7 protein-coding genes are annotated in these 12812 nt (G+C 65.9%); 5 read left to right on the top strand and 2 right to left on the bottom strand.

The window, feature by feature from the left end; all coding sequences use genetic code 11:
• Positions 1 to 6 precede the first annotated feature (6 nt).
• On the top strand, positions 7 to 1059 hold the full coding sequence (locus LJ656_RS18945) for a LacI family DNA-binding transcriptional regulator (protein ID WP_230510909.1): 1053 nt from the start codon (positions 7 to 9) through the stop codon (positions 1057 to 1059).
• A 470-nt stretch (positions 1060 to 1529) separates the two neighbouring features.
• Positions 1530 to 3242, top strand: coding sequence for a SulP family inorganic anion transporter (locus LJ656_RS18940; RefSeq protein WP_230510908.1), 1713 nt, complete (start codon positions 1530 to 1532; stop codon positions 3240 to 3242).
• Positions 3243 to 3257: 15 nt separating this feature from the next.
• Here the strand turns inward: LJ656_RS18940 and LJ656_RS18935 are convergent, their stop codons facing one another.
• Both LJ656_RS18935 and LJ656_RS18930 read right to left on the bottom strand, forming a co-directional pair.
• Positions 3258 to 3896, bottom strand: a complete 639-nt coding sequence (locus LJ656_RS18935; protein WP_230510907.1) for a LysE family translocator — start codon at positions 3894 to 3896, stop codon at positions 3258 to 3260.
• A gap of 109 nt (positions 3897 to 4005) precedes the next feature.
• Positions 4006 to 6369 (bottom strand): PAS domain S-box protein, encoded by a 2364-nt coding sequence (locus LJ656_RS18930; RefSeq protein WP_230510906.1) that lies wholly within the window; start codon positions 6367 to 6369, stop codon positions 4006 to 4008.
• A 452-nt stretch (positions 6370 to 6821) separates the two neighbouring features.
• On the opposite strand from LJ656_RS18930, the gene LJ656_RS18925 reads away from it, so the two are divergent.
• From LJ656_RS18925 to LJ656_RS18915, 3 genes are read left to right on the top strand one after another with little or no spacing between them, the layout of a single operon-like run.
• The gene (locus tag LJ656_RS18925) at positions 6822 to 9989 is read left to right on the top strand and encodes an efflux RND transporter permease subunit (protein WP_230510905.1); all 3168 of its coding nucleotides are present in this window, start codon (positions 6822 to 6824) and stop codon (positions 9987 to 9989) included.
• Positions 9990 to 10005: 16 nt separating this feature from the next.
• Positions 10006 to 11229 (top strand): efflux RND transporter periplasmic adaptor subunit, encoded by a 1224-nt coding sequence (locus LJ656_RS18920; RefSeq protein WP_230510904.1) that lies wholly within the window; start codon positions 10006 to 10008, stop codon positions 11227 to 11229.
• The gene (locus LJ656_RS18915; RefSeq protein ID WP_230510903.1) at positions 11226 to 12728 is read left to right on the top strand and encodes an efflux transporter outer membrane subunit; all 1503 of its coding nucleotides are present in this window, start codon (positions 11226 to 11228) and stop codon (positions 12726 to 12728) included. Before LJ656_RS18920 ends, LJ656_RS18915 begins: the two co-directional genes overlap by 4 nt.
• The last annotated feature ends 84 nt before the right edge of the window (positions 12729 to 12812 follow it).

The following is a 12812-nucleotide window of genomic DNA, read 5'->3' as shown; positions in this document are numbered from 1 at the left end:
GGCTTGATGGAGAACCGCGTGGCAACTTTGAAGGATGTCGCGGAACTGGCCGGCGTGGGCATGTCGACCGCCTCACGAGCCATTTCCGGTAAAGGACCGGTTTCCGCCGACGCCGCCGCCCGCGTGAAGGCGGCGATCGAGACGCTGAACTTCCGCCCGTCGTCGATCGGCCGGGCGATGGCCACCCAGCAGCTGGGCATCATCGGCCTGTTCGTGCCGACGTTTTTCGGCTCTTACTACGGCACGATCCTCACGCAGATCGACACCGAGCTGCGCGCGGTGCACCGTCACGTGGTGGTCGCGACCGGTTGTGGCGAGGTCTCGCCGCGCGAGCAGGCGATCGAGGCGGTGCGCTTTCTGATCGGCCGCGATTGCGACGGCGTGGTCGTGATGAGCCACGACCTGCACGACGAAGATCTGACGATGCTGCACCGGATGCATCCGAAGATGGTGTTTCTCAATCGCGCGTTCGAGCAGTTGCCGGACGCGTCGTTCTGCGCCGATCACCGGCACGGCGGCGAGCTGGCCGCGCGCACGCTGCTCGAATTCGGCCATCGCGACATCGGCGTGATTTCCGGGCCGGCTACCGCGTCGGACAACCAGGCGCGGGTCGAAGGCTTTTTCGGCGAACTGGCGCGCGCCGGCATCGCGCGCGACGACGTCACGCTGATTGAATCGGACTTTTCTCCGCAGGGCGGCTACGCGGCCGCGCAACAGTTGCTCGAGTCGAAGCGGCGCGTGACCGGCCTCTTTTGCGCGAACGACACGATGGCGCTCAGCGTGCTCGCGCGTTTTCATCAGGCGGGCGTTTCGGTGCCGAACGACATTTCGGTGATCGGCTACGACGACGATTATTCGGCCGCCTATACGGCGCCCGGGCTCACGTCGGTGCATATTCCGACCGCCGAACTCACGCAGAACGCGGTGCGCTGGCTCGTCAATCAGTGCTATGGGACGACGTGGGAGATCTTTCGCGAGTTTCCGGTCAGCGTGACGATGCGCGAATCGGTCGGGCCGGTGCCGGCGCTCAAACGCAAAGCGCGTGGCGGCGACCGCTAGAAGCGCCGATCTAATTCTCGCGAAAAGGCGCGTTTTTTAAGCTCGCTGTAATCGTTTGCAATAGAGATTTGCGGTTTTCCCTCATTAAATTGAGGTTAAAAATCGTTAGACTGCCCGGTAACAAGTTGTTACGGGGTGACAAATGCTGGCCGTGTTTCTGATTACCTGTCCTATCTGCATTGCCGCGCTGTTCGGTTTTGCGCGCCATGTGGATCCGCACACGGGACAGTTCAAACGCTAAATACTATCGAGCGATTTCTCCCGGCATTCCTGTCCCGGAGAAAACGTTCGGCGGTAGCGGCGCGTAGGCGGGTTGTCAGGTTTAAACCGGCAGCCTGCGGATTTCCTTTCGATTTACTTTCTCTTTGCCGTTTTCTCAATAGGCTGTTCGCGGCGCGATCAGCGCTTGCCTTTGCATGCGCACTCGCGGCACGATGCGCGATACACCGGGTTTTAGGGCGGCATCGCGTATGCAATTTTCTCTGCAAAAGTTCGCGGCATGCGCGAACGTGCTGAAGGGCATTCTTCCGTTGAACCGGGCCGCGGCCGCGCGCGATGCGCTGGCCGGCGTGCAGCTTGCGTCGATGGACATTCCGCAGGTGCTCGGCTACGCGCGCATCGCCGGGATGCCGGCGGTCACCGGGCTTTACACGGTGTTTCTACCGCTGATCGCGTTCGCGTTCTTCGGCGCGTCGCGGCATCTGGTGGTCGCCGCCGACTCCGCGACCGCGACGATTTTCGCGAGCCGGCTGGCGACGATGGCCCCGGCCGGCAGCGCCGAATACGCGACGCTCGCCGCGATGGTCGCGTTGCTGACCGGCGCGCTGCTGCTGATCGCGCGCATCTTCAAGCTCGGCTTTCTCGCCGATTTCCTGTCGCGCACCGTGCTGGTCGGCTTTCTCGCCGGGGTCGGCGTGCAGGTCGGCATCGCGATGCTCGGCGACATGCTCGGCGTGTCGGGCCATGCGGCAAGGAGCGTCGATCAATTGCTGCTGGTGGTGCGCGAGGTTGGACACATCCATCTGCCGACGCTGGCGATTTCGCTCGCGGTGGTCGCCGCGATCCTGCTGTGCAAACGCTGGTGGCCGCGGCTGCCGGTGCCGCTGTTCGCGGTCGTCGCCGGGATCGCGGCCAGCGACGGCCTCGACTTCGCCGCGCATGGCATCTCGATCCTCGGGCCGGTCGCGGGCGGCCTGCCGCCGCTGCGCATTCCGCTCGTGACGTGGCAGCAACTGCTCGATCTGATTCCGGTTGCCGCGTCCTGCTTCGTGATGATCGTCGCGCAGAGCGCGGCCGCGAGCCGCGTGTTCGCCGAGCGCTATCGCGAACCGATCGATACCAACGCGGACCTGCTCGGCATCGCGGCGGCCAACGCGGCCGCCGCGATTTCGGGCGCGTTCGTCGTCAACGGCAGCCCGACGCAGACCGCGATGGGCGATCGCGCCGGCACCCGCAGCCAGTTCGCGCAACTCGCGTTCGCGCTGGTGGTGGTGATCGTGCTGCTGTTTTTCAGCCGTTTTCTGCAGTACCTGCCGCACTGCATTCTGGCGAGCATCGTGTTTACGATCGCGGTCGGTCTGATCGACGCGCGCGCGCTGGTCGCGATTCGCCGCGAAAGTCCCGGCGAATTCATCCTCGCGCTGTTCACCGCGGCGGCGGTCGTGCTGATCGGCGTCGAGCACGGCATTCTGGTGGCGGTCGCGCTGTCGCTGCTGCGGCACGTGCGTCACAGCTACCGTCCGCACACGATGCTGCTCGCGCCCGGTGACGACGGCCAGTGGGTGCCGGTGCCGGCGGTGCCGGGCATCGAGACCGCGCCGGGGCTGATCGTCTATCGCTTCGGCGCCGATCTGTTTTATGCGAACGATCATTTTTTCGTCGAGGATTCGCGCCGGCTGATCGATCGCGCGCCGCATCCGGTGCGCTGGTTCGTGGTCGACGCGAGCGCGATTACGGACCTCGACTATTCGGCGGCGCGCTCGGTCGGCGACCTGTGTACGCAGTTGAAAAAGAGCGGGATCGAGATCGTGTTCGCGCGTGTGAATCGTTATCTGCGTGCCGATATGGACCGGCATGGGATCACGCCGGTCATCGAGGAGCGCTGCATTTTCGGCACGCTGCATGAGGCGCTGCGCACGGCCGGAGTCGAGAAGCCGCACGAGCAGGTGAAGGGCGCGCCGTGACGGCGCAAGGCCGCGCTAGTTGCGCGACGTCAGCAGCTTCAGCCCGGCAATCCCGAACATCACCGCGAGCGAGCCGTCGAGCCAGCGCCGGATCGCCGCGTAGATCCGCCGCGCCGACGCGGTCGAAAACAGCACCGCGTAGCTGCTGAACACGGCCGCGCCGATCGCCATGCAGCCGAGCACCACCGGCATCACATGGGCCGCGCCATGGACCGGCGAGAGCGCCAGCGACACGATCGACATCCACACGAGCACGGCTTTCGGGTTGGTCAGATGCAGCAGCAGGCCGCGCAGATAGAGCCGCCCGAGCGGTTCGTCGGCGCGTGCCGCGCGCATCGCGGGGGGCTTTGCGCTGAGCGCCGAGCGCGCGGATTTGAAGCCGAGCCACAGCAGATACAGCCCGCCCGCGATCCGGATCGCGACGAGGCACTGCGAGTAGCTGGCGAGCACCGCGGATAACCCCAGCGACGCGAGCAGCGCCCACGAGAACGAGCCCGACACCACGCCCAGTGCGAATACCAGCGCCGCGCGCCGGCCGGCGCTCATCGCCAGCGACATGATCGCGAGATTGCTCGGCCCCGGGCTCGCGGTGCCGACGAAGTAGGCGCTGTAGGCGATCAGGACATCGGCGGTGAGCAGCGGGCTGGCGATCATGATGGAGGCGCGGGCGGGTGGAGCAGGCGATTGTGCGCGCCGCTGGCCCTAACTCACAGATACAGTTGCCGGTTTGCGCGGCGGCACACCTTGCGTGGCCGCCGCCGCGTCAATCCTGAAACCCGCGCAGCACAGCGTCGAGTTCGTCGATCGCGAACGGCTTGCGCAACGCCGCCCATTTGAACGGCACCGCCGGCAGCAGCGGCATTTCATAGCCGGACGAAAACACCACGCACAGCGACGGCTGCCGCGCGGCCGCCTGCTTCGCGAGTTCGACGCCGTCGATGCCGGGCATTTTAAGATCGGTGATCAGGACGTCGAACGGTTCGCCGGCGAGCCACTGCAACGCATCGTCAGGCGAGGTTGTCGCCTTGGCCGCGTGACCGCTCAGCGCGAGTTGTTCCTTGACCGCGTCCGACAGATTCGCGTCGTCGTCGACCAGCAGGATGCGCAGCGCCTGCCCGTTCGCGGCCGCGGTGGAGGCGGGCGCGCTGGCCGCCGGCGCCGCCGCCGCCGCCGCCGCGCCGCGCTTGTCGAGCATCTGGCGGATCTTGCGAGCAAGCTGCTCGCGACTATAAGGTTTGCTGAGCAATTCGACGCCGGGGTCGAGCCGCCCGCCGTGGACGATCGCATTCTGCGTATAGCCGGACGTGAACAGCACCTTCATGTCCGGTTGCAGCAGCACCGCCTGCGCGGCCATCTCGGGGCTGCGCAGCGGTCCCGGCATCACCACGTCGGAGAACAGCAGGTCGACCTCGACACCGCTGCGCAGCACGGTCAGCGCTTCCTGCGCATCGTCGGCTTTCAGCACGCGATAACCGAGCGCGGACAGCGTGTCGATCGCGGTGGACTGCACCTTGCGGTCGTCCTCGACGACGAGGATCACTTCGGTGCCGCCCTTGACCGCGCCGCGCGTGCGCGGCGGCGGTTCGACGGCCTCGCCGGTGGAGCGCGGCAGATAGATCTTGACGGTGGTGCCGTGGCCCGGTTCGCTGTAGATGCCGATATGGCCGCCGCTCTGTTTGACGAAGCCGTACGCGGTGCTTAGGCCCAGGCCGGTGCCGCGGCCTTCCGGCTTGGTCGTGAAGAACGGATCGAACGCGCGGCTCACCACGTCGGGCGGCATGCCGGTGCCGGTATCGGTGACCGCCAGCAGCACGTACTGGCCGGGGGCCAGCTCCGGCACCGACGCAACGTAGTCGTCGTCGAGCATCGCGTTGGACAGCTCCAGCGTCAGCTGGCCGCCCTCGGGCATCGCGTCGCGCGCATTGATCGCCAGATTCAGCACGACGTTTTCCAGCTGATGAATGTCGACCAGCGTATTCCACAGCCCGCCCGCGACGACCGTCTCGATCGAGATGGTTTCGTCGAGCGCGCGGCGCAGCAGATCGTCCATCCCGCGCAGCGCGGCCGCGAGGTTGATCACGACCGGTTGCAGCGGCTGCTGGCGCCCGAACGCGAGCAGCTGCGACGCGAGCTTCGAGCCGCGCTCGACCGCGTCGATGGCCTTGTAGACGCGGTCGCGGGTCCATGCGTCGCGATGATGGCGGCTGTCGAGCAGTTCGAGGTTGCCGCGCAGCACCTGCAACACGTTGTTGAAGTCGTGCGCGACGCCGCCGGTCAGCTTGCCGACCGCTTCCATCTTCTGCGCCTGGAACAGCGCGGCGCGAGTCTGTTCGAGCGCGCGGCTCGCCTCCATCCGTTCGGTGATGTCGCGGGTGATTTTTGCAAACCCGGCCAGCTCGCCCTGTTCGTCGCGGATCGCATCGATCACCACGTGCGCCCAGAAACGCCGGCCGTCCTTGCGCACGCGCCAGCCTTCCGATTCGAAGCGGCCCTCGCGCGCGGCGATCGACAGTCCGCGTTGCGGCAGTCCCGCCTTCGCGTCGTCCGGCGTATAGAAGCGCGAGAAATGCGAGCCGATGATCTCGTCGGCGTCGTAGCCTTTGATCCGGTGTGCGCCCGCGTTCCAGTTCGTGACGATGCCGTCGGGCGACAGCATGAAAATCGCGTAATCGGTGACACCGTTGACCAGCATCCGGAAACGCCGTTCGCTTTCGACGACCGCTTCGTGCGCACGGCGCTTGTCGGTCATGTCGCGCACGATCTTGCCGAAGCCGAGCACGCGGCCCGCGTCGTCCTTCAGCACCGTGATCACCACGTTGGCCCAGAACCGCGAGCCATCCTTGCGCACCCGCCAGCCCTCGGATTCGACCCGGCCGGCGCGGCGGGCCTCCTCGAGCGCGGCGGCCGCGCTGCCCTGGCGGCGGTCTTCGTCGGTGTGGAAAATTTCGAAAGATCGACCGATTACTTCGTCGGCCTTGAAACCGTGAATGCTTTCGCCGCCCGCGTTCCATGTCTTTACGGTGCCGTCCGGCGCGAGGCCGATTACCGCGTAGTCGCTGACCGCGTTGATCCAGCGCCGGCACCAGTCGTCAGGAATGGAAGGACCGCCTTGTTCGTCGCCACACATGAGTTCGTCCCTGGCTTTATCGTGTACGGGCGCGTTGCGCGCAGCACGTCGCCTCATTGCATTGCTTATTCGGAGAAGCCACCAGCAGAAAATGTGCCCGCTACCGGTAAGTGCTGGTAAGTGCCGGGTAAGTGCCCCGTAGCGCCGCCGTGAACGGGACGCCGCTTTTTTTTCGCGAGTCAGATTAAAGCATGTTTCCGGATATTTCCGCTGCGCGACCCGTTCGGGACTCGCAACTATTGCATTAACGGGCGCTAACTTTATTGAACAAACGTTTGCCTGTCCGCAATTGCCGCGCATTGCTCCGCACGCATAAACGCCCGTTAATGCTTACGAAAACCTTCCTGACAGTTCCGCCATTTTCGCGCCATGCAGGCGTTGGCCCTAACGATCTAGCATAAGCGCAGAATTACACATACCTCCTCTCCCGCAATCCTCTCCGGCCCGTTTCAATGTGGATCGTCAACGTAGCGCTTAAGCGGCCATACACGTTCATCGTGATGGCGATTCTGATCGTACTGGCGACGCCCTTCGTGCTGTTCACCACGCCCGTCGATGTGCTGCCCGAAATCAATATTCCGGTGGTCAGCATCATCTGGACGTACACCGGTCTGTCGGCCGAAGACATGGCCAACCGGATGACCTCGGTCAACGAGCGCAGTCTGACCACCACGGTCAACGACATCGAGCACATCGAATCGCAATCGTTGCCCGGCATTGCGATCCTGAAGGTGTTTCTGCAGCCGAATGCGAACATCCAGACCGCGATCGCGCAGACCGTCGCGGTCGAGCAGGCGCAGCTCAAACAGATGCCGCCGGGCGCGACCGCGCCGTTGGTGATCAGCTATTCGGCTTCCAGTATTCCGGTGATCCAGCTCGGCCTGTCGAGTCCGAAGCTCTCCGAGCAGGATCTGAACGACACCGCGCTGAACTTCCTGCGCCCGCAACTGGTGACGATTCCGGGCGCGGCGGTGCCGTTTCCGTACGGCGGCAAGTCGCGGCTGATCTCGGTCGACCTCGACACCCGCGCGCTGCTCGCCAAGGGGCTGACGCCGACCGACGTGGTCGACGCGTTCAATGCGCAGAACCTGATTCTGCCGACCGGCACCGCGAAGATCGGCCCGAAGGAATACACGGTCAACATGAACGGCTCGCCGGAGACGATCGAAGGGCTCAACGATATTCCGGTGCGCACCGTCAACGGCGCGACCACCTATCTGCGCGAAGTCGCGCACGTGCGCGACGGCTACTCGCCGCAGACCAATATCGTGCGGCAGAACGGCCATCGCGGCGTGCTGATGTCGGTGTTGAAGAACGGCAATGCGTCGACGCTGTCGATCGTCGATACGTTGAAAGGACTGTTGCCGGACGCGCGCGCCGCACTGCCGCCCGATCTGCAGATTACCGCGCTGTTCGATCAGTCCGTGTTCGTGAAGGCGGCGGTGCAGGGCGTGGTGCGCGAGGCGCTCGTCGCCGCCGCGCTGACCGCCGCGATGATCCTGCTGTTTCTCGGCAACTGGCGCAGCACCTGCATCATCGCGATCTCGATTCCTCTGTCGATTCTCGCGTCGCTGCTCGCGCTGCACGCGCTCGGGCAGACTATCAACATCATGACGCTCGGCGGTCTCGCGCTGGCGGTCGGCATTCTTGTCGACGACGCCACCGTGACGATCGAAAACATCGAACGGCATCTGCATGCAGGCACCAATCTGCACGACGCGATTCTCGACGGCGCCGGCGAAATCGCGGTGCCGGCGCTGGTGTCGACGCTGTGTATCTGTATCGTGTTCGTGCCGATGTTCTTCCTGACCGGCGTCGCCCGCTATCTGTTCGTGCCGCTCGCCGAAGCGGTGGTGTTCGCGATGCTCGCGTCGTACATCCTGTCGCGCACGCTGGTGCCGACGCTCGCGATGCTGCTGATGGGCCACGCGCACACGCCGAAGGAGGGCGCGAAGCCGAACCGGTTCATGCGGCTCTATCACCGTTTCGATGCCGGCTTCGAGCGGATGCGCGCGGGCTACATCATGATCCTGAGCAGCCTGCTGGTGCGCCGCAAGCTGTTCGGCAGCCTGTTCCTCGCGTTCTGCGTGCTGTCGATGGGGCTCGCGTTCGCGCTCGGCGAGGACTTCTTTCCGAACGTCGACGCGGGCGATATCCGCCTGCATATGCGCGCGCCGACCGGCACGCGGATCGAGGAAACCGCGCGCCTCGCCGATGAAGTCGAGCAGGTGATTCGCGAAGTGGTGCCGCCCAAAGATCTCGGCACGATCCTCGACAACCTCGGGCTGCCGTATAGCGGCATCAACCTGTCGTACAGCAACTCGGGCACGATGGGCACGCTCGACGGCGAAATCCAGATCGCACTGAACGAAGGCCACCAGCCGTCGCAGGTCTATATGGACAAGCTGCGCACGATCCTGCCGCAGCGCTTCCCGGGCGTCGAGTTCTTCTTCCAGCCGGCCGACATCGTCACGCAGATTCTCAACTTCGGGTTGCCCGCCGCGGTCGACGTGCAGATTTCCGGCGCCAATCAGCAGGGCAATTTCGACGTCGCGCGCAAACTGCTCAAGGAAGTCCGGCTGATTCCGGGCACCGTCGACACCCACATCCAGCAGAAGCTCGACGAACCGGTGCTCGACCTGCATATGGACCGCACGCGCTTGCAGCAGTTGAGGCTGAGCGCGAACGACGTCGCGCAGAACGTGCTGGTGTCGCTGTCGGGCAGCTCGCAGACGTCACCGGGCTTCTGGATCAACAACCGCAACGGCGTCGAATACAGGGTGCAGGTGCAGACGCCGCAGTACCAGGTCGCGTCGATCGACGATCTGCTGCGCACGCCGGTGTCGGGTTCGTCGAGCGGGCCGTCGCAACTGCTCGGCAACCTCGTGCGGATCGCGCCGAAGAGCCAGTTCGCGCAGGTGTCGCACTACAACATCCGGCCGGTGATCGATCTGTACGTGAGCGTCGAAAAGCGCGACCTGGGCAGCGTCGCGCGTGAGGTCGACAAGCTCGTCGAGCAGGTGCGCGCGGCGCTGCCGCGCGGCAGCACGATCACCGTGCGCGGCCAGGTGCAGACGATGCGCAGCTCGTACATCGGCCTGGGGCTCGGCGTGGCGATGGCGATCGTGCTCGTCTATCTGCTGATCGTCGTGAACTTCCAGTCGTGGATCGATCCGCTGATCATCGTCAGCGCGTTGCCGGCCGCGCTCGCCGGCATCGTGTGGATGCTGTTTCTGACCGGCACGCACCTGAGCGTGCCCGCGCTGACCGGCGCGATCATGACGATGGGGGTGGCGACCGCCAATAGCATTCTGATGGTCGCGTTCGCGCGGCAACGGCTGACCGCCGGCGCGCCGCCGCTGACCGCCGCGCTCGAAGCCGGCGCGAGCCGGATCCGGCCGGTGCTGATGACCGCGTTCGCGATGATCATCGGCATGATCCCGATGGCGCTCGGGCTCGGCGAAGGCGCCGAGCAGAATGCGCCGCTCGGCCGCGCGGTGATCGGCGGACTGCTGTTCGCGACGGTGTCCACGCTGTTTTTCGTGCCGGTCGTGTTTGCCGGAATTCACTCGCGGCTCGCGCGGCGTCGCCATGGCGATGACGGCCCGCGCCAAAGTTAAACGATGGTTGATTGAGATGACAGAAAAAACGCATGCATCGCTGGCGATCCCCGCGCGGGAAACCGAGGAGGGCGAGCACCGGCTGCCGCCGCGCCATCGCGAATGGAAGCGCGCGAAGATCGCCGTGCTGATCGTGCTGATCCTGCTCGCGCTCGGCGCGCTGCGCACGGTGATCGCGAACATGATGCAAAGCCGCGAGGTCGCGGCGAGCACCGAGCAGAACGCGCAGCAGTACGTGCACATCGTGCTGCCGAAGCAGACCGACAGCGGCGGCAGCTCGCTGCTGCCCGGCACGTTGCGCGGCTATGTCGAGTCGCCGATCTATGCGCGCTCGACCGGCTATCTGCTGCACTGGTACGCCGATATCGGCGCGCATGTAAAGCAGGGCCAGCTGCTCGCCGAACTCGACACACCCGAGGTCGACCAGCAACTCGCGCAGGCGCTGGCGCAGCGGCAACAGACCAGTTCGAGCCTCGCGCTGGCGAAAAGCTCGCTGGAGCGCTGGCAGCAGTTGCGCCAACGCGATGCGGTGTCGCAACAGGAACTCGACGAGCGCCAGAGCACGTACACGCAGGACGTCGCGAATCTGGCCGCCGCCGATGCGAACGTGAAGCGGCTGCAGCAGCTCGAATCGTTCAAGCGGATCGTCGCGCCGTTTACCGGCGTGGTCACGCAGCGCAACGTCGATGTCGGCGATCTGATCGACGCGGGCAGCGGCACTAGCCGCGCGCTGTTCGCGCTCGCGCAGTCGGACCCGCTGCGGGTCTACGTGCAACTGCCGCAGGCGTACGCGCAGAACGTCGCGGTCGGGCAGAAGGTCGTGGTGACCCAGGCCGAGCTGCCGGGCCAGCAGTTCCACGGCACGATCACGCACATGTCGGGCGCGATCGACGTGCCGACGCGGTCGTTGCAGATCGAGGTGACGTTGCCCAATTCCGACGACCGGCTGCGCCCTGGCGCGTACGTGCAGGTTGCCGTGCCCGCCACCGCGCATGCGCGCCTGACCGTGCCGGGCAACGCGCTGCTGTTCCGCGCGGAAGGTCCGCGTCTGGCGGTCGTCGATGCGAACGGCAAGGTCGATCTGCACAAGGTCGTGATTGCGCAGGACCTGGGCCAGACGCTCGAAATCGAAAGCGGAATCGAGCCGACCGACCGGATCATCATCAACCCGAGCGATTCGATCGCGGACGGCGATCACGTGCAGGTGCAGCCGCAAAAGAGCGGCAAGGGGGCGTCGTGAGGGTCGCGCTCACCGCGCTGGCCGGCGCCGCATTGCTGTCCGCCTGCACGGTCGGCCCCGACTATCGGCGCCCGCAGGCCGAGGTGCCGCCCGAGTGGCACACCGATTCGTTCTGGCGGGTCGCCGCGCCGTCGCATGCGCCGCTCGCGCCGGACTGGTGGAACGGTTTCGCCGACCCGACGCTCGCGTCGCTGGAGACTCAGGCGCTCGCGCAGAACCAGACGCTCGCGGCCGCGAGCGCGCACTACGAGCAGGCGAAGGCGACGCTCGCGAACGTCAGCGCGCAGCGCGTGCCGGAAGTGGACTTCGCCGCGTCGGCGTCGCGCTTCCGGATTTCGCATGACCGGCCGCTGACCAACTACGCGACGCCGACCGAGTCGACGGTGCAGAACAACATCCAGCTCGGGCCGACACTCAGTTACGACACCGATCTGTTCGGCCGCATCCGCCGCGAGGTGGAAGGGGCGCAGGCGTCGGCCGAGCAATCGGCCGACGATCTCGCGAACGCGCGCCTCGTCTTGAGCACCGAGGTCGCGACCGACTATTTCTCGCTGCGCGAACTCGACGCCGAACTCGACGTGCTGAACCAGTCGGTCAAGCTGCAACAGAAAGCGCTCGACTACGTGAACGCGCAGCACGATCTCGGCGCCGTGTCCGGGCTCGACGTGCTGCAGCAGAAGTCGCTACTCGACTCGACCCGCGTGCAGGCGCAACTGCTGCTCAATCAGCGCGCCCAATACGAGCATGCGATCGCCGCGCTGGTTGGCGTGCCGGCGCCGCAGTTCGCGATCGCCCCTGAAGTGCTCGACATCAAGGCGCCGGCGATTCCGCTCGGCGTACCGAGCGACGTGCTGCAACGCCGGCCCGACGTGGCATCGGCCGAACGCGCGATGGCCGCCGCGAATGCGCAGATCGGCGTGGCCAAGGCGGCGTTTTTTCCGAGCCTGACTTTGAGCCCGGGGATCGGCTGGGAGAGCACGCAGTTCGCCAATCTGCTGAGCGCGCCGACGCTGATGTGGACGCTCGGCGCGACGCTCAGCCAGGTGGTGTTCGACGGCGGGCGGCGCGCGGCCAACGTGAAGTACGCGAGCGCCGGCTACAAGGCGACCGAGGCGAATTACCGGCAGACCGTGCTCGCCGCATTCCAGCAGGTGCAGGACGGCATCACCGGGCTGTCGGTGCTCGACGGCGCGGCGAGGCAGTCGCACGAAGCGGTCGACGATGCGCGGCGGCTGCTGTCGCTCGCGAACGATCGCTACTCGGGCGGACTCGTCGCGTATCTGAACGTGATCGACGCGCAGCAATCGCTGCTGACGAGCGAGCGCCAGGAAGTGCAGATTCACGGCCAGCAGTTGACGTTGTCGGTGGCGCTGGTGAAGGCGCTCGGCGGCGGGTGGACGGGCAGCGACGACGGCGACGCGAGCGCGCCGCAAACCGCGGCGGCGGCCGGCAGCGAGCACGCGCAGACAAGCGCGCAGACAGGCGCGCCCGCGCGCTGAATCAAGCGGCCCTACGGGCGCGCGCGGGCCGCTACGGCGGCCTGACGAATAGAGGGCGTTTCGTATAATGCACAGAAAGGTACG

The sequence above is a fragment of the Paraburkholderia sejongensis genome (genome assembly GCF_020880815.1).
Classification (GTDB): domain Bacteria; phylum Pseudomonadota; class Gammaproteobacteria; order Burkholderiales; family Burkholderiaceae; genus Paraburkholderia; species Paraburkholderia sejongensis.
The sequence above is the reverse complement of the archived record's forward strand: the minus strand, read 5'-3'. Positions and strand labels throughout refer to the sequence as shown.